Raw genomic sequence first — 17,489 nt, forward strand, 5'->3', positions numbered from 1 at the left:
TACGGTCTGCGCACTGCTTTGGCAATTGCAGGACCGAACACATGCGACCAAGGAGACGCCCATGAAGCATCCGCTGAAGGTGATCATCATCGGCGCTGGAACAGGCGGGCTTTGCCTGGCGCATGGCCTGAAATCGGACGGCATCGAGGTCGAGCTCTTCGAGCGAGATCGATCGCCCGCCGATCATCAGCAGGGTTATCGGCTCAGCATCAGCGCGACCGGCGGCGCCGCGCTGCGCGATTGCCTGCCGGCGGAGCTGTTCGACGAGCTGGTTGCGAACGCTGCCGAGCCCAGCCAGGGCATCACGTTCGTCGATCATCGACTGAACCGTCTGCTGGCGATCGACTTTCCGCACCGCGGCCGCGGCGATCCGGCAGCTGAACGTCCGATCGCTCGAGCGGCGCTTCGTCGCATCTTGTCGGAGGGTCTCGACGACATCACGCGCTTTGGCAAGACGTTTTCCGCATTCGCCGATGATGCGAACGGATCCGTCATCGCGCGGTTCGACGACGGGAGCACGGCAAAAGGCGATGTCCTGATCGGCGCTGATGGCGCGGCCTCGCGCCTGCGTTCGCAGTTGCTGCCGCATGCCCGGCGCATCGAAACCGACGTCGTCGCCATCAGCGGCAAGTTTGCGCTCACTGACGATAACCGCGCGGCAATCCCTCCCCCTGTTTTGCGCGGCCCGACACCCGTCCTCGGCCCGCGCGGCGGCTTTCTGTTCGCGAACGCGGTCGAGTACGCCGCGAACACCGGCCGTGCCGCAGATCCGGGTCGCATTGCGACGGACCGGGAAGCCTACGTGATGTGGGGCTTTTCGGCACACCGCAAGCTGTTCGGGACTGTCGCGCTGGACGAGCTCGGCGGCGCGGCATTGAAGCGCGTCGTGCAGGCGATGATGCAGGACTGGCATCCCCACCTCAGACGCCTCGTCGAGATGGCCGATGCATCGACGGTCTCGACATTTGCAGTGAAGACGTCGGTCCCGATCGCTCCCTGGACGACGCGGAATGTGACGCTGCTCGGCGATGCCCTTCACAACATGACGCCCTTCCGCGGGACCGGAGCCAACACCGCCTTGCGCGACGCGGCCGCTCTTCGCACGGCGCTGTCGGCTTGCGCCCGCGGCGAGCAACAGTTGATTTCGGCGCTGGCGCGCTATGAACGCGAGATGATCGCATACGGCTTCGATGCGGTGCGGACCTCGCTTGCGGATATGGAACGCTTTCACGTCGAAAACGGATGGTCGCGATTTCGCGTCAAGACGGCGCTTCGCGCCGCCGACTGGATTCCGCCGCTCAAGACGCGGCTCACGCGCGGCCGTTGAGCGCCGTCAGCGCGGCGGCGCCGACGCCGGCGGCACCGTCTCGATCAGCTTGCCAGTCAGGATCGGCGCCGAGGTCGGCTGGCCGCTCGGCGAGCCGCCGGCCTGCTCGACGGTCACCGCATAGGTGGCGCCGTTGATCACGTCGGGGTCGTAGCCCGACAGCACCGGTCGCGCGGTGAAGTCGCTGGTGCCGATCACGCCGAGCGAGCGCGGCTGCGGCAGTTTGTCGGAGATCAGCCAGAGCTCGAAATTCTTGCCGGGGTCGGCCGTAGCGCCGACCTTGCGGACGGTAAAATTCTTGGTGGCGCCGTCGATGGTCAGAATGAAGGCCGGACCACCGCTCGGGCCCTGCAGCAGCGCGACATATTGCGAGGACGGCGCGAATGCCGGCGCCGGCACCTTCACTTCCACGGTCTGGATGCGCGGCTTCGGCCGGAACGCGTTGGGCAGCGCGTCCGGCTGGAAGATCTGCAGACCGAGCATCACCAGCAGGGCAGCCGCGATCGCGCTCGCGGCCGAGGCGATGCTGCGCCAGCGCCTGACGCGGCTCGAGAGCGCGATGACGTTGCTGTCGTCGTCCACCCTTGCTGGCGCCCGGCGGAGCTCGATCGCAGGCGGCGACGAGGTTTCGGCGGGGACGAACTCCGGCGCAGGCGAAGGTCGTAGCGACGGCACCGGAGCCGGCGGCGCGACGTGCGACGACAACGGCGGCGCCTCGGGCAGCGGCAGCGGCGGCCCCTGCGCTTCGCTGGACAGGCCGATCGCCGCCTTGATGTTGTCCCAGACAATCGCGCGCGGTTCGATCGAGCCGACCATCTGGTTCAGCGATGCCAGCCTGAACTCCCACGCCTGCACGACGGCCGCGAACGCGCTGTCGAGCGCCGCCATGCTCTCGACCTGCGCGCGCTCCTCGGCGTCGAGCGTCCCGAGCGCATATTCCGCGGCGAGCGCGATATGGTCTTCGCTATCGGCCATCAACGTGGTTCGCTACAGTCCAAAGCGTTACCGTCCAAATCGCTACAGTCCAAATCGCTACAAACCAAGGCATTCGCGGATATCCATCAGGCTGCGACGCAGCCACGTCTTCACCGTATTCACCGGCGTCGCGAACTTTCCGGCGAGCTGCTCGCGGCTCCAGCCGTTGTAATAGGCGAGCAGCACGAGCTTCTGCCGATCCGGCTCCAGACGACCGACGCACTCCAATAGCCGCTTCAACTCTTCCGTCATTTCCCGCCGCGCCAGCGGATCGGGCTGGTCGGCGGCCACTTCCATGGCTGCAGGCTCGTCTTCCATCGAGACCTCGCCGCGCTTGCGCACGACATCGATGGCGCGGTTGCGCGCAATCGACGACATCCACGTGATCGGGGAAGCAAGGTCCGGGTTGAACTGTGCGGCGCTGTTCCAGATCTTGACGTAGGCCTCCTGAAGGACCTCCTCGGCGATATCCTGTCGGCGCAAGATACGCAGCACGACGCCAAAGAGTTTCGCCCGGGTCGCCGCGTAAAGCTGCTCGAAGGCGGCCTCATCCCGCTCGGCAACGGCGGCGACCAGCCGGGCCAGCTCAGCCGGTGTCAGCATTCAGCGCCCCCCAAAGCCCGCGTCCCCCGTCGCCTCATTTGCCGATCGTCACCGTTTGTGTCCGAACGGTGGTAGCATATTTTGCACGCTCGCAGTCCACCAGTGCCCGGCTTGTGGACATCGTCAAACAAAAACCCGGACCGTGAGGCCCGGGTTCGCGCAATGTGGTCGGCGATGGAAAGTGGGTTCAGGCGATGACGCCGAGACGGGCGCGCATCAAGCCGATCGAGTCCATGTCGGCCTGTTCGCGGGCAGTCTCTTCGGCGCGCTCGCGGGCCTGGTCGCGCTCGTCGAGCAGCTCGACCTTCTTCAGCTCCTCGAAGGCTTCCGACAGCAGCGCCTTGGCGTCCTCGAGCTGGACCCGCAGCTCGTCGGCCGAACGGGTCAGGTTCTCCCGGCGCTGGATCGCCGCCTTGGCATAGGTCGGATAGGCGAAATGGGTGGGGTCGTTGATCCCGGCGCGCTCCTGCTCGACCTGGATCTCGCGCTCGAGCTCCACCGACATGCGGTGGAAGTCGGCGATCATGCCTTCGATCTGGGTAACCCGGCGGCGCTTCTCGTCGACCTGAAACTTCTTCAGGCGGATCAGCGTTTCTCGTGACTTCATCGACTCATACTCCCCAGAAGTCCCGAACCTGAACGCGGGACAGAGCCGGCTCCCCCCTGGGCCGCACCGGCTTCGCTAATGGTGTAGAGCCGATGATGGCCTGACAAAGTTAGCGTTCCGTTTCCAAACCCGACAGGATTTGAGCGAGTTGCCGGTAGCCGTCGCCGAGGCTGGTGGCCTCTTCCTTGCGCTGGCGCAGGAACGCCTCCAGCGGCTCGTGCAGCCGGATCGCCTCGTCGACCTCGGGGCTGGAACCCGGCCGGTAGGCGCCGAGCCGGATCAGTTCCTCCATGTCGGCATAGGTCGCCATCACCTGCCGCGCCTTGGTGATAAAGGGCAGGAAGTTCGGGTCGGCGGACCGCGGCATGGTGCGCGAGACCGATTTGAGGATGTTCACCGCCGGATAACGGCCGCGCTCGGCGATCGCGCGCTGCATCACGATGTGGCCGTCGAGGATGCCGCGCACCGCGTCCGCGATCGGCTCATTATGGTCGTCGCCGTCGACCAGCACGGTGAAGATCGCAGTGATGGTGCCGGCGCCGGTGCCCGGCCCTGCCCGCTCCAACAGCTTCGGCAATTCGGTGAACACGGTCGGCGTGTAGCCCTTGGCGGTCGGCGGCTCGCCGGCCGACAGCCCGATCTCGCGCTGCGCCATCGCAAAGCGCGTCACCGAGTCCATCAGGCACAGCACGTCCTGGTCCTCGTCGCGGAAGTACTCCGCGATCGACAGCGTCAGATAGGCCGCCTGGCGCCGCATCAGCGCCGGCTCGTCCGAGGTCGCGACCACCACGACCGAGCGCGCCAATCCCTCTTCGCCGAGATCTTCCTGCAGGAATTCCTGCACCTCGCGGCCGCGTTCGCCGATCAGCCCGATCACCGAGATCGCGGCATCGACATTGCGCGCCAGCATCGACAGCAGCACCGACTTGCCGACGCCGGAGCCGGCGAAGATGCCGAGCCGCTGCCCGCGGCAGCAGGTGAGGAATGTATTGAGACCGCGCACGCCGAGGTCGAGCGGCGGGCCGACCCGCTGGCGCGAATGCGCCGGCGGCGGCGAATTGCGGTAGGGCATCGGGGAGGCGCCGTGCACGAGCGGCCCCTTGCCGTCGATCGGCTCGCCCATCGCATTGACGACGCGGCCGAGCCAGGCCGGCGACGGCCGCACCTGGCTCGCCGCATTGGCGATGACCGCGCGGCAGCCGCGCCTGACGCCGTCGAGGCCGCCGAACGGCATCACCACCGCGTTCTCGCCGGAGAAGCCGATCACCTCGGCTGGAATGAAGCGGCCCTGGCCGACGTCGATCACGATGCGGGCGCCGACCGACATCGCGTGGATCGGGCCCGCAATCTCCACCATGAGCCCGCGAACGCCGACGACGCGGCCATAAATATTGACGCCGTCGATGTCGCCGATCTGCTCCGCGAGCGCCTTCATTGCGAAAACCTTAAGTTTCGACGCTTTTGGCCCCGCCGCTTAACTTCGTGTTTACCCGCATCATTAATCATTGCGTCACTGTCTTTGGTAACTGAGGTCGCTTGCCCTTCAGAAGAAGGGCGAGTCGCGAGAGTCGGTTAGGCCTGGCTCTTAATGTGGAACGTGAACGAGCGCGGATAGGAAAAGCTTCTTCTACGCAATATCTTAGGGCGATTCGACAAAAATTGCACGGTTAGAGCTTGCGCGGAGGAATCAGTTTTTGTTAACCATGACTCGTCAGGATCCGAATCAGTTGTCAAAGGCGTTTTGTGAGTGCCGCAAGTGCGGCCGACCTGACGCCCGGAGCGGCGACTATAGGGGACTGGCATGCGCGTTTTGCTGATTGAAGATGACAGCGCCGTCGCGCAGTCGATCGAGCTGATGCTCAAATCCGAGAGTTTCAACGTCTACACGACGGATCTCGGTGAAGAAGGCGTCGATCTCGGCAAGCTCTACGACTACGACATCATCCTGCTCGACCTCAACCTGCCCGACATGTCCGGCTACGACGTGCTGAAGCAGCTTCGGGTCTCGAAGATCAAGACTCCCATTCTGATCCTCTCCGGCCTCGCCGGCATCGAGGACAAGGTCAAGGGTCTCGGCGTCGGCGCCGACGACTACATGACCAAGCCCTTCCACAAGGACGAACTGGTCGCCCGCATCCACGCGATTGTGCGCCGCTCCAAGGGCCACGCCCAGTCGGTGATCCAGACCGGCGATCTCGTGGTCAATCTCGACACCAAGACGGTCGAGGTCGGCGGCCAGCGCGTGCACCTGACGGGCAAGGAATACCAGATGCTGGAGCTGCTCTCGCTTCGCAAGGGCACCACGCTCACCAAGGAAATGTTCCTCAACCATCTCTATGGCGGCATGGACGAGCCGGAGCTGAAGATCATCGACGTCTTCATCTGCAAGCTGCGCAAGAAGCTCGCCAACGCCTCCGAGGGCCGCAACTTCATCGAGACCGTGTGGGGCCGCGGCTACGTGCTGCGCGAGCCGCACGAGGCCGACGAGCGCATCCCGGCCTGATCTCAGGGCTTCATGCAGCGAACCTCAGGGTTCGACCTCCCGACTTGGACCCCGCCGCAAATGGCGGGGTTTTTGTTTGTGGAGGCTACGCCACCGGGATCGCGGCGAGCGCTGCAACGATATCCGCGCCGTTCGGCACGCCCAGTCCGGTGCAGGCGTTCCAGCCGCGGCCTGCATCGTAGCCCTTGCCGTCGACCTTGTTGTCGCCGCGCTCGATCTGCCGGAACAGCGCCGCGTTGGCGTAGAGCGCGGAATTGACGAAGCCGAGCGGTGTGGCGCGGCCGGCATTGGCGATCGCGATCAGCCCGGCCCAGAGCGGCGCGACCGCGCTGGTGCCGTCCTTGATCATCACCTTGCCGTTGAGCACGATCTTGTAGCCCGGCGTACCGGCCGCAGCCGCGGCCACGTCGGGAACGCCGCGCCGCTGGCCGCCGTCATTGACCGATGGCGGCAGCGTGAGACCGGTCTGGTAGGCCGGCACCGGAAAGACGTCGCTGATCCCGCCGCCGGTGCCGGTGGCGCCGCCGTCGTTCCAGACGACCTCCTCGCCGGCCGCGGCAGCAGGCTGCGTGCCGCCGCAGCTCAGCGCATAGGGGCTCGAGGCCGGAAACCAGACATGCGCGTCGCCGTCGTTCAGCCCGCCGGTCGCGAGCTGGTCGCCGGCGGCGAACAGCACGGTGACGTTCAGCCGCTTGGCATCGGCCAGCACGCCCTGCATCGCGTCGCGCGCCGAGGAGCTCCAGAAGGTCTCCACACTGCCCCAGCTCACCGACAGCACCTGCGGCTTGTTGACCTTGTCGAAGACCGCCTGGTTGATCGCGCCGACCAGGCTCTGGATGTTGTTGCCGGCGAAGTAGACCACGATACGCGCCTTCGGCAGCAGGCTGGCGAGGATCTGGAGATCGAGCGCGATCTCCTCGTCGGACACGGTCCCTTGGCCGAATTGATTGCCGCCGCCTGCCGGCGCTGTGCCGCCGGCGACCGTGACGGCCTGGTCGATGATGTCGGGCGCCGCCCGCCCCGTCGCGGCCAGCGCCTGGGCCAGATCGGTTTTGAGGTAACCGCCGCCGAGCGCGATGATGCCGACGCAGATTTTCGAGACGTCGCGGTCGAGCGGGATACCGTAGCGCGCGGCCACTTCGGTCGGCCACAGCCCGGCACCCGCGCCGTTGCCGGCAAGCGCGCGCAACCGCGGCGCCGGCCTGAACACCGGCCGGTCGTCGAAGCCGAGGATGGCACGCGTCCACGGCGCGATCTCCTTCGGGACCACCAGCGTGCCGACGCGGGCGCGGAAGCGGCACTGGCCATCATCATAGATGCGCAGCGTCGCGCCGAGGACCTCGGTCAGCAGGCGCGCCGTCGCCGCCAGCGTGACGATGCGCTGCGACAGGTCGATGTCGAGCACCGTGACGTGAAACTTCGCCGCCAGCTTCTTGATGCGCTCGGCGGCGCGGCCGTGGGTGCGGCGGCGCTGCGCCGCGAGCGCCGGCCGCGTGATCGGCTTCGCCAGCCTGGCGAGGTCGCCGGCGCTGCCCGGCTGGAATGCGTCGGGCGTGCGCCGCTTCAGGTAGACGGTGATGACGATGCGTTCATCCGGATCGACCTCGCCGACATATGTCGCACCGATCGGGGCGGCGCGATAACTGCCGGCGAGTTGTACCGTCGACCCGGTCACCGCTGCGCCCGCCTGATCATTTGCCCTTGCAGTTGCGGTTCACCTTCGGCGGATCCTGGGTGTCGTCGAGCGCGCAGAACGGGATCGACCAGACGAAGTCGGCCGAGGTCGCGATCTGCGACAGGCCGCTCATGCCCTGGAAGATCGGCGGCTGGCTGGAGAAGCTCCAGTACCAGGCCGGCTGGATCGGGCCGAGCGGCGCGCCGTTGTCGTCAAACCCTGCGCTCGAGGTCGCGGCGCCCTTGCTGTCCCAGGCGGCGCGGCCATGGCAGGTGATGCAGGAGGATTGATCGACGAAGCCGTTCTCGGTGACCGAATTGCCGAGGCGAACATCGAGCCCGGTGGCATCGGTGAAATCGGTCTGCGATCCCTTCAGGCAATAATTGGCGAACGCCGGATCCCAATCGGCCGATGCGATCATCGCCGTGAGCGCCGGCGTCTTGACGCAATCGGGGTAGCCCTGGTCGGCCTGCTGGTTGGGCGGCACCGGATTGGTCTGCGCACCGAACGAATCGCGGCAGCCGATGATGTCGCAGCGCCCGGGATTGAACTTGTGCTCGAAGGTCGCCCAGGTCCAGTTCGGCACCGCCTTGGAGATGATGTGCATCGACACGAAGGCATATTGCTTGCCGTCGGCGCCGGTGTTGACGTGATACAGTTTGGGCACGTCGGCGGCCGCGACCTTGCCGTTGGTGAAGGCGGGAATGTCCGTCACCGGCACCCAGTTCGCCTTGACCTCCATCGCGCCGACCGGGAACGAGAGGGTCTTGCCGAACGCGGCGCGAAGACCCGAGATCTTGTAGAGGTTGTTCTGGACGATGAAGTCGAACGAATCCTTGTTGCGGCGGGATTCCTCGAGCACGCCGCGGCCAGGCGGGATCGCCGGAAGCAGCTTGCCGGCGCGCTGCAGCGCGACCCGGCCGAGTTCCGGCACCGCAGGCTCATGCAGCTGGAGCGGCACGGGCGCGGCCGGAAATTGCGGATTCACCTTGAACGTATCGGTGTCGCTGGCCCAGGTCTCGAACAGCGCGTTGCTGCCGCCGGCGCGGGCATTGACCTGAATGAAGAACTGCCAGGCGAGCTGATCCGGCGCGTTCATCGCCGGGTTGGGCGTCGACTGCGCCGCGGCCGGAACGATGGGAAGCAGAAACAGACCACAGGCGAGCGCAAAATCGATCGGTCTTCTCATCTTTGCTCTCCACTCAAGGGGATTAGGGCAAGGGTTAGGGTTGGAATCCATCCGTGATCCAGCTCGCATAGATGTCGAGCGTGTCCTGCGACCATTTGTGACCGGGCGGCATGAAGCCGGCCGTCAGCGCGGCGAAGACGCGGCGCGCATTGGCGTGGTCGGAAAAATCATCATTGGCGGCCGGGTCGCACATCCAACCGGCATCGTCGAGACGAACGCCTTTCGGATCCATGCAATGAACGTCGCCCGGGCGAAATAGCGGCAGAATGTCCTTGCCATAGCTCGTGGTCATGGCGGTCACCGATCCTGTTCGCGAGCCTACACTTCAGGTTGCATGTTCTATAGACGACTATTACGCGCGCCGTTGTGAAGCGGATCACAAGCACGCGCCGCCATCGCAACGGTTTTTGTTTTCGGCATTGTGAACCAACTCACGCGTGGGCAACCGATAATCATCGCACAATCCAGGCGAGAACGGCCCGGACCGTCCGGGCTGGACCTCGTTCGCTGAAAGATCGGACCGCCGATGTTCATCCTGCTTGGGGTGCCCGACGATCCCTGCCTCATGGCGATGGCAAATGCGCTCGCCGAACGGGGCCGCGACGCGTCGATCCTTGCGCATCCCTTTGCCGAAAGGGCGTGTGGTGCCTGGCGATATGACAACGCCGGTGCCGACATCGCGCTGTCGATCGACGGCAAGGCGGTCGCGATCGAGGGCGTGCTGGCATCGCGGCGTTCGCTGCCGCGGATCACGCCGTCCGAACAATGGTCGCAGCAGGATTTGCTCTATGCCAACGCCGAAGGCGAAGCTGCCTTGCTCGGCTGGCTGTGGGCGCTGCCCTGTCCGGTGATCGACCGCTGGCCGGCCTGGCTGTGGTACCACACGCGGCGCCCGCTGCTCTCATGGGCCCCGCTGCTGGCGCAAGCCGGACTGCCGCCGCTCGACTGCATCGTCACGTCGGACGCGCAGGAGCTGACGCGCTTCATGGCCGCGCAGGGTGGTGCTGCGATTGATCCGCCGGCCGGCGGCGTCCGGCAACTCGTCGGCGCCGACGAGAAGGCGGAGCTCGCGCTTGGCGCGCGACGGACGCCGGTGCGGCTCACCGGACTGCACCAGGGCGCGTGGCGTGCCTGCCTCGCCGGAAACAGTCTGATCTGGGACGACGGCACGGCGCCGGATGCAGATCGATTGACGCCGCGTCTGCGCGCGTTCGCGGCGCGCGTCGGGCTGAGCTTCGTCGAATTCATCGTCACCTCGGATGCCGCGCCGCGGATCGTCGATGTCGAGCCGCGTGTGCGCTACGAGCTGTTCGGGCCTCTCGCACGCCGCGCCATCGCCGATGCGCTGGCCGGCGCACTGACCGCTACAGACAACATGCGGGCCGCGTCATGATCCTGATTTGCGGCCGCGTCACCGAGCCGGTCACCGAGCTGGTCTGCGCCAGGCTCGCCGCCGAAGGCCTCCCCTATCGCGTGCTGGACCCGAACGTGCCGGCCGATCCCGACGTCGCCCCCGCGCTGCACGCGCGATGGCGCGACGGCTCGCTGGTCGACTTCCATATCGCGGGTCCCGGCTGGCATCTCGACGCCGGCGATGTCACCGGCGTGTATTTCAGGCCGGTGCAGAGCGCGACCCCCGACATCCCAGGCCTCTCACCGGAAGCTGCCATCGCGCTACAGGCGCAGCGGCTGGCGGCGCTGGGCGCGGTGCTCGATGCGCTGCCCTGCCCCGTCGTCAATCCCGTCAACGCCGGCATGTCCAACAACAGCAAGCCCTACCAGGCCATGCTGATCCGCGACTGCGGCTTCCTGGTGCCGGCCACGCTGGTCACCAACGATCCAGACGCCGCTCTCGCCTTCGCGGCCGCGCATGATGACGACGTGATCTACAAGTCGATCAGCGGCGTCCGCTCCATCGTCCGCCGCTTCGACGCGCGGCAGGCCGAGCGGCTGCCGCTGCTGCGCCACGGCCCCGCCCAGTTCCAGCAGCGCATCAAAGGACGCGACGTGCGGGTCCATGTGGTCGCCGATCGTGTTTTCGCAACCGAGATCGAAACGCCATCGGTCGACTATCGCTATGCTGCCGGCGACGGACAGCCGATCGCGATGCGGCCGACCGAATTGCCCGACGATGTCGCCGCGCGATGCATCGCGCTGACCAAGCGTCTCGGCCTGTTGCTCTCCGGCATCGACCTGAAGCAAACGCCCGACAACGAGTTCTTCTGCTTCGAAGCCAATCCCTCGCCGGGCTTCCTGTTCTTCGAGCGTGCGACAAATCAGCCCATCAGCACCGCGATCGCACAACTGCTTGCGGGAGCGACGGTTTTCGCAAAGCCCGCTGAAGTTGCATTGTGAGATAGTACATATCTACCGAGATATGGGCCCGGTATCCTGCTCCCGTTTCATCACCTCAGCATGGGAGAACTGGTCATGGCGAAAGATCCGAAATCCGAACCTTTCGTGTCTCAGCAGGACAGGCCGAACATCACCGCCGATACCCCGCTCAGCGAGCTGCGTGTGCGTGACCTGCATCAGGTGCTCGGCACGGCCGCGCAGCTCAAGGCCGTCGACAAGACCCTGGTCCACGACAAGAACGTCATCCAGGACAAGAACATGATCCACGAAAAGAGCCTCATTCTCGACAAGACCCACAAGGATCTCGAGAAGATTCATCCCGACAAGCTGCCGAAGGAAGTGAAGGAGATCGAAAAGCTGGTCAAGGATGCCGACGGCAAGCATTTCAAGGACATCGTCGACCAAATCGTCGTCAAGCCGGTTGCCGAAGCTCCCCCCGATCCAACCCAGGTCGGCGGCGGTGACCCGATCCAGAAGCTTCAGTCGTCGGTCGACCAACTCGCCGACGAGGTCGCCCAGATCAAGGCGAAGATCAAGTAGGCGGTTGCCGTCCAAAGTTCAGGTCACAACATCCCGGGAGCGTCCCCGACAGCTCGTCTGGCGCTTCCGGGCCGTCTGCAACGCAAATGAAATGAACCCGCGATCGCCGTGCGCCGACCAATGGGTCGTGCAATTCTGTCGCAGCACGAATCAGCCTCTGACCGGAGCGCCTGCACGCCCACCTTCCGGTCACGCATGTCACGGATGGCGCCACGACATGATCCTCCAATCCCTCGCCGGGCTGCCGGCGTTCCTGGTCTATTTCTGCACGGCGCTGATCGCCGTGGTCGCCTACCTCTTCGTCTACACCCGCGTCACGCCGCACAACGAATTCCAGCTGATCCGCGACAACGATCCGGCGGCGGCGATCGCGCTCGGCCTGAGCCTGCTCGGCTTCGTGCTGCCGGTGGTCAGCGCCATCGCCCATTCCGCCAACGTGCTGGATTGCCTGATCTGGAGCATCATCGCGCTGATCGTGCAGATCATCGTGTTCTTCATCGTCAAAATTCCGGTGCCGAACCTGTCGGCGCGGATTGCGGCCGGCGAGCTCGCGGCGGCGATCTGGCTCGGGCTGTCCTCGCTGGCCGCAGGCGCGCTGAATGCCGCCTGCATGATCTACTGACCATGGCGCGCAAGCCCAATCCCGAATTCGGCCGGCGCCGGCCCCAGGTGCCGGCGCCGCCGGACGGCCCGCCGGTCAAGCGCTCCAACCATGTCGCGCTGCTGGTGATGGGTACGCTCGCGGTCGGCGGCAGCGCCTATGCGCTGATGCCGCGCGAGACTTGCCAACCGCCTCCACCGCCGCCGCCGGGCATGGCCGCGCCGGCGACCCCGCAACCGGGCATCGGCTGTGGCCCGCGCAGCTCGTCATCCGGATCCGGCGGCAGCAGTGGCGGCCATTGGTCATCGCGCAGCAGTTTCTTCGATTCCTCGTCCGGCGGCGGCTCGTCGTCGTCCTCATCCTCGTCGTCGAGCTCGTCGGTGAGCCGCGGCGGCTTCGGCTCGTTCGCCCATGCGTTCGGTTTCGGCGGCGGCTGACATATCCCGTGCACGTGAACGTGTTACGCACCCGCTTTCTCTTGCCCAGAGGTCATAGCTGATGGAAACTCGCGTCCACTCATCGTGGGGAAGCATCGCAATCATGAAACGCTCGCGCCGCGTCATCCTGAAGCTGATGGGGAGCGTCGTGGTCGGCGGGATGGCGGTGGGCGTGACGCCCGCCAGCGCTCGCGGTCGTCGCCACCGCGCCAAAGTCCAGCCCTCGCGCAGCGCGGTCTCCGGCGGCTTCGGCAGCGCGCCCCGCCACATCGCGCGCTACGGCGAGGACGATCCCTCGCATGGTGGCAGCTAACTGACGCAAAGCCTCGATCATGCAACGCATCGCCTGCCCCGAGCGCGACGATTGGCGGACCACCGCCGAGAACGCCGGCTTCACCTTTCACACCATCGAGGGCGAACGCTATTGGGACGAGCGCGCCTACTATGCTTTCACGCTCGACGAGATCGAGCGCGGCATCGAGGCGCCGACCGGCGAGATCGACGCGATGTGCCTCGAGCTGGTCGAACGCGCGTTGCGGGATGACAGCTATCTGCGGCAGCTGAAAATCCCCGAGGGCTATTGGGACCTGCTCGCGGAAAGCTGGCGCCGCAAGGATCCGAGCCTTTACGGCCGGCTCGATCTCAAATTCGACGGCAGCGGCCCGGCCAAGCTGCTCGAATACAACGCCGATACCCCGACCTCGATCTTCGAGGCCGCGGTGTTTCAATGGACCTGGCTCGAGCAGGCGATCGAACGCAACATCATCCCGAAACGCGCCGACCAGTTCAACTCGATCCACGAGCGGCTGATCGAGGCCTGGAAGACGCTCGGCGCCAGGTATCCGCTGCATCTCACCGGCATGACCGGCAATGCCGAGGATGCCGGCACGCTCGCCTATCTCGAAGACACCGCGGTGCAGGCCGGGCTGAAGACCACGCTGCTCGACATCGAGGAGATCGGGCTGCGCGACGACGGCGAGTTCGTCGATCTCGACGATCGAACCATCAGGCTCGCCTTCAAGCTCTATCCCTGGGAGTGGATGTTCCACGACGCCTTCGGCAAGAACATCGCCACCGCGCCGACGCGCTGGATCGAGCCACCCTGGAAGGCGATCCTGTCCAACAAGGGCATCCTGCCGTTGTTGTGGGAGATGTTTCCGAACCACCCCAATCTACTGCCGGCCTATTTCGAGGACGACCCGCAGGCCGCAAGCCTCGGGACCTCGTTCGTGCGCAAGCCGATCTATTCGCGCGAAGGCGCCAATGTCGAACTGATCAGCGCCGGCGCCACGCTGGTCGCGCAAGAGGGCCCCTACGGCGCCGAAGGTTTCATCCGCCAGGCACTGGCGCCGCTGCCGAATTTTTCCGGGCAGTATCCGGTGCTCGGGAGCTGGCTGGTCGATGGCACACCCTGCGGCCTGTCGATCCGCGAGGACGAGAACCCGATCACCGGCAACACGTCCCGGTTTTTGCCGCACGCGATCTTGTAGGCGTTGACGCCAGAACGAACACTGCTCCCTCCCCGTCATCCTGAGGTGCGAGCGGAGCGAGCCTCGAAGGATGCACGGCCCGGTCGGTGGCCGTCGACCCTTCGAGGGCCGCTGAAGAAGCGGCCACCTCAGGGTGACGGGGAGAGAGTTCGATAGCGGTTCGAAGGTGCACTCACCGCGCCGCCGACGCGACCGCCTTCAGCGCATGGACCGCGGCACCGGCGCGCGCGACGGCGGGAGTGCCGGGCTGGTAGAGCCCGCGGCGGTCCGGATAGGGCCGGAAGGCGTTGGTGATGCCGACCACGGACTCCGCCGCGCCGAGCGCCAGCACGCCGTCCGGCTCAAGCATCCGCGCCAGCTTGGCGAAGATCCCGGCCTTGGTGTCCTGGTCGAAATAGATCAGCACGTTGCGGCAGAAGATCACGTCGAAGCTGCCGAGATGCGAGAAATCCTGCAGCAGATTGAGCTGGCGGTGCTGCACCATGCCGCGGATATCGGCATTGAGCTGCCAGAGCTCGCCCTTCTGCACGAAATGCTTCACCAGCAGCTGGATCGGCAGGCCGCGCTGCACCTCGAACTGGCTGAACAGGCCGGCCTTGGCCTTCTCCAGCACCGCCTGCGACAAATCGGTGGCGATGATCTCGATGCGCCAGCCGGTGAACAGCGCGGTCATCTCCTTCACCAGCATCGCGATCGAATAGGGCTCCTGACCGGTCGAGCCGGCCGCGCACCAGATCCGCAAGCTGCGTCGCGCGGCGCGCGCTCGCGCCAGCGCCGGCAGCACGGCCTCCTTCAGGTGATCGAACGGGATCTTGTCGCGGAAGAAGAACGTCTCGTTGGTGGTCATCGCCTCGACCACCTCCGACGTCAGCGGCTCGGCGCCGCCCTTCAGCTTCTGCACCAGCTCGGGAATGCCGGCGAGGTTCGACCGGCGCGCCAGCGGCACCAGGCGGCTCTCGACCAGATATTGCTTGTCGGCCGAGAGATCGAGGCCGGAACGCTCTTTCAGCAGCTTGCGCAGATACTCATAGTCCAGCGGCGTCACGAACGGTCTCCCGAAAACACGCGTACAAGTTTCGCTGCGATCTGATTGAGCGGCAGTATCGCGGCGCAGATCCCGGCGTTGGCCGCCGCGCCGGGCATGCCCCACACCACGCTGCTGGCTTCGTCCTGCGCGATCACGCTGCCGCCGGCGGCGACGATGTCCTTGCCGCCGCGCATGCCGTCGGAGCCCATGCCGGTCAGGATCACCGACATGATGCTGCCCTGCCAGACGTCGATCGCGGAGGTGAACATCGGATCGACCGCGGGCTTGCAGAAATTGATCGGCGGCCCGTCGTCGAGCGCAATCACAGCGTCGATCCCCTGGCGCACGATGCGCATGTGACGGCCACCTGGCGCCAGATAGATCTGGCCGGGCTTGATAGCCTCGCCGTCGACGGCCTCATGTGCCGGCCGCTTGCTGGCGCGCGCCAGATGCTCGGCAAGAATGGTGGTGAAGGTCGGCGGCATGTGCTGGGTGATCAGCACCGGGAAGCGATCGATCACCGGACCGATCTCGCCGACCAGCGTCATCAGCGCCTGCGGGCCGCCGGTCGACGAACCGATCAGCAGCACCTTTGGCGGCAGCAGGCCGAACGCGCGGCGCGCGATCTGCGCCGGCGCGACGGTCGCGGCGGGTGCTGCGCCCGGCGTTGTGACGCGCAGCCTGTCGTGACCGGGGGCGAGCGGCGGGCTTGCCGTGGTATGGACCGCGCCGCGCCGGGCCCTCGGGCCGAGGTGGCGGATCTTCTGGATCAGGTCGTGACGGAAGGTTTCCGCGGCGGTGGCTTCGCGGGTGCTTTCCGGCTTCGGAATGTAGTCGGCCGCGCCGAGCGACAGCGCCTTCAGGCTGATCTCCGCGTTGCGGCGGGTCAGCGTCGAGGCCATGATGATGACGAGGTCGCGCTTCTTCGCCAGCAGCTGCGGCAATGCGGAGATGCCGTCGAGGTCGGGCATCTCGATATCGAGCACGGCGACGTCCGGATTGATCCGCTCGAGCTGGTTGACCGCATCGAGGCCGGTGCGCAGCGAGGCCACCACCTCCATGTCGGGCTCGGCGCCGATCCAGCGCGAGATCATCCCGCGGATCACCACGGAATCGTCGACCACCATCACCCGCACCTTATCGGTACGGGTCGAGGTCGGGGTCCCAACGCTTGTCAACGCAACACTCATGACTTCACCAGCGACGCAACACTACGCACAACAACCGTTGAGCCGAAGGCTTCTGCCGCCGGATCGAACGTAACAGTTAGAGAAGCCCGACTTCCTGGAACTTGGCGGTGACGATGTCCCGGTCGAACGGCTTCATGATGTATTCATTGGCGCCGGCATGCAGCGCGCGCGCGATGTGCGCGACGTCGTTCTCGGTGGTGCAGAACACCACCTTCGGCGCATCGCCGCCCGGCATGCGGCGGAGATTGCCGAGGAACTCGTAGCCGTCCATCACCGGCATGTTCCAGTCGAGCAGCACGGCGTCAGGCATCCCGCGCTTGCAGGCCTCGAGTGCCTTCTCGCCGTCCTCGGCTTCCGTGATCTGGAAGTCGAGACCTTCCAGGATGCGGCGGGCGACCTTGCGAATGACGCTTGAGTCATCGACAACAAGACAAGTTCTCATTTGCGACCTCTGCTTCCTCATCCCCAAGGGGATGTCTGGTTCCTCAGTTGGCCCTGCTCACGCCGCTTTGGCGTCGGGCACCAATTCGAGCACGCGATCGACGTCGAGCACGACCATGAGCTGGCCGTCGAGGCGGTGGACGCCGCCGGCGAGCTTGGCCATCCGCGGATCGAGATTGACCGGGTTGTCCTCGCGGCTGGCATCGGGCAGCCGCAGCACCTCGCCGATCTGGTCGATCAGCAGGCCATAGGATTCACCGCGCTGGTCGACGCCGACCGCCATCGGCGGCTGGCCGTCATCGGCCTTGGGCAGCCCGAGCCGGGCCCGCATGTCGACCACGGTGACGATGCGGCCGCGCAGGTTGAGCACGCCGGCGATCTCGCTGGAGGCCAGCGGAACCCGCGTCAGCCGCTCCGGCATGAAGACGTCCTGGACACGGGAGATCGGCAAGCCAAATAGCTGCCCGCCGATCACGGCGGTGACGTATTCGGACATCGCGCCTTCGGTGGTTTCGGTCTTGCTGGTCAT

The 17,489-nt window shown here is 65.9% G+C and carries 20 protein-coding genes; 9 read left to right on the forward strand and 11 right to left on the reverse strand.

The features are described 5' to 3' along the window. The first annotated feature begins 61 nt into the window (after window positions 1-61). Window positions 62-1,327, forward strand: a complete 1,266-nt coding sequence (locus tag IC762_RS27930) for an FAD-dependent oxidoreductase (RefSeq protein WP_195785387.1) — start codon at window positions 62-64, stop codon at window positions 1,325-1,327. 6 nt (window positions 1,328-1,333) lie between these two features. Here the strand turns inward: IC762_RS27930 and IC762_RS27935 are convergent, their stop codons facing one another. The 4 genes from IC762_RS27935 to fliI form a co-directional block, all read right to left on the reverse strand. Continuing rightward, window positions 1,334-2,302 carry an anti-sigma factor gene (locus tag IC762_RS27935; protein WP_195785388.1) on the reverse strand — a complete coding sequence of 323 codons (969 nt, stop codon included), beginning with the start codon at window positions 2,300-2,302 and terminating at the stop codon, window positions 1,334-1,336. A 57-nt stretch (window positions 2,303-2,359) separates the two neighbouring features. After that, on the reverse strand, window positions 2,360-2,905 hold the full coding sequence (locus IC762_RS27940) for a sigma-70 family RNA polymerase sigma factor (protein WP_195785389.1): 546 nt from the start codon (window positions 2,903-2,905) through the stop codon (window positions 2,360-2,362). Between the two features lie 187 nt (window positions 2,906-3,092). After that, entirely contained in the window at window positions 3,093-3,512 is a 420-nt protein-coding gene (fliJ, locus tag IC762_RS27945; protein WP_195785390.1) for a flagellar export protein FliJ, read from the reverse strand. Between the two features lie 109 nt (window positions 3,513-3,621). Next, window positions 3,622-4,947, reverse strand: coding sequence for a flagellar protein export ATPase FliI (gene fliI / locus IC762_RS27950; protein WP_195785391.1), 1,326 nt, complete (start codon window positions 4,945-4,947; stop codon window positions 3,622-3,624). Window positions 4,948-5,313: 366 nt separating this feature from the next. Here fliI and ctrA point away from each other — a divergent pair, with 366 nt between their 5' ends. Continuing rightward, window positions 5,314-6,015 carry a response regulator transcription factor CtrA gene (ctrA, locus tag IC762_RS27955; RefSeq protein ID WP_016848562.1) on the forward strand — a complete coding sequence of 234 codons (702 nt, stop codon included), beginning with the start codon at window positions 5,314-5,316 and terminating at the stop codon, window positions 6,013-6,015. Window positions 6,016-6,100: 85 nt separating this feature from the next. Here the strand turns inward: ctrA and IC762_RS27960 are convergent, their stop codons facing one another. From IC762_RS27960 to IC762_RS27970, 3 genes are read right to left on the reverse strand one after another with little or no spacing between them, the layout of a single operon-like run. Then, complete coding sequence (locus IC762_RS27960; RefSeq protein WP_195785392.1) at window positions 6,101-7,690, reverse strand: S53 family peptidase; 1,590 nt, start codon at window positions 7,688-7,690, stop codon at window positions 6,101-6,103. A gap of 16 nt (window positions 7,691-7,706) precedes the next feature. Then, window positions 7,707-8,879, reverse strand: coding sequence for a hypothetical protein (locus IC762_RS27965; protein ID WP_195785393.1), 1,173 nt, complete (start codon window positions 8,877-8,879; stop codon window positions 7,707-7,709). A gap of 34 nt (window positions 8,880-8,913) precedes the next feature. Next, entirely contained in the window at window positions 8,914-9,171 is a 258-nt protein-coding gene (locus IC762_RS27970) for a hypothetical protein (protein WP_195785394.1), read from the reverse strand. Window positions 9,172-9,405: 234 nt separating this feature from the next. Between IC762_RS27970 and IC762_RS27975 the strand changes: the two genes are divergently transcribed. From IC762_RS27975 to IC762_RS28005, 7 genes are all read left to right on the forward strand, one after another. Continuing rightward, a complete protein-coding gene (locus IC762_RS27975; RefSeq protein WP_195785395.1) occupies window positions 9,406-10,272 on the forward strand; it encodes a hypothetical protein in 867 nt (288 codons plus the stop codon). Beyond that, window positions 10,269-11,234 carry a glutathione synthase gene (locus IC762_RS27980; RefSeq protein ID WP_195785396.1) on the forward strand — a complete coding sequence of 322 codons (966 nt, stop codon included), beginning with the start codon at window positions 10,269-10,271 and terminating at the stop codon, window positions 11,232-11,234. Before IC762_RS27975 ends, IC762_RS27980 begins: the two co-directional genes overlap by 4 nt. 75 nt (window positions 11,235-11,309) lie before the next feature. Then, on the forward strand, window positions 11,310-11,774 hold the full coding sequence (locus tag IC762_RS27985; RefSeq protein ID WP_195785397.1) for a hypothetical protein: 465 nt from the start codon (window positions 11,310-11,312) through the stop codon (window positions 11,772-11,774). Between the two features lie 217 nt (window positions 11,775-11,991). Next, window positions 11,992-12,396: a DUF350 domain-containing protein gene (locus IC762_RS27990; protein ID WP_195785398.1), complete on the forward strand. Its 405-nt coding sequence runs from the start codon at window positions 11,992-11,994 to the stop codon at window positions 12,394-12,396. A gap of 2 nt (window positions 12,397-12,398) precedes the next feature. Beyond that, window positions 12,399-12,812 carry a hypothetical protein gene (locus tag IC762_RS27995; RefSeq protein WP_195785399.1) on the forward strand — a complete coding sequence of 138 codons (414 nt, stop codon included), beginning with the start codon at window positions 12,399-12,401 and terminating at the stop codon, window positions 12,810-12,812. Window positions 12,813-12,915: 103 nt separating this feature from the next. After that, window positions 12,916-13,125 carry a hypothetical protein gene (locus IC762_RS28000; protein WP_195785400.1) on the forward strand — a complete coding sequence of 70 codons (210 nt, stop codon included), beginning with the start codon at window positions 12,916-12,918 and terminating at the stop codon, window positions 13,123-13,125. Between the two features lie 19 nt (window positions 13,126-13,144). Further along, on the forward strand, window positions 13,145-14,302 hold the full coding sequence (locus IC762_RS28005) for a glutathionylspermidine synthase family protein (protein ID WP_195785401.1): 1,158 nt from the start codon (window positions 13,145-13,147) through the stop codon (window positions 14,300-14,302). Between the two features lie 172 nt (window positions 14,303-14,474). On the opposite strand, the gene IC762_RS28010 is transcribed toward IC762_RS28005, so the two are convergent. From IC762_RS28010 to IC762_RS28025, 4 genes are all read right to left on the reverse strand, one after another. Then, the gene (locus IC762_RS28010) at window positions 14,475-15,347 is read right to left on the reverse strand and encodes a CheR family methyltransferase (RefSeq protein WP_195785402.1); all 873 of its coding nucleotides are present in this window, start codon (window positions 15,345-15,347) and stop codon (window positions 14,475-14,477) included. After that, entirely contained in the window at window positions 15,344-16,519 is a 1,176-nt protein-coding gene (locus IC762_RS28015; protein WP_195785403.1) for a protein-glutamate methylesterase/protein-glutamine glutaminase, read from the reverse strand. The genes IC762_RS28010 and IC762_RS28015 overlap by 4 nt, the downstream gene beginning before the upstream one ends. Window positions 16,520-16,595: 76 nt before the next feature. Continuing rightward, entirely contained in the window at window positions 16,596-16,961 is a 366-nt protein-coding gene (locus IC762_RS28020; protein ID WP_195785404.1) for a response regulator, read from the reverse strand. Window positions 16,962-17,018: 57 nt separating this feature from the next. Continuing rightward, complete coding sequence (locus tag IC762_RS28025; protein ID WP_195785405.1) at window positions 17,019-17,489, reverse strand: chemotaxis protein CheW; 471 nt, start codon at window positions 17,487-17,489, stop codon at window positions 17,019-17,021.

This window comes from Bradyrhizobium genosp. L, from assembly GCF_015624485.1.
In the GTDB taxonomy this organism is placed as follows: Bacteria; Pseudomonadota; Alphaproteobacteria; order Rhizobiales; family Xanthobacteraceae; genus Bradyrhizobium.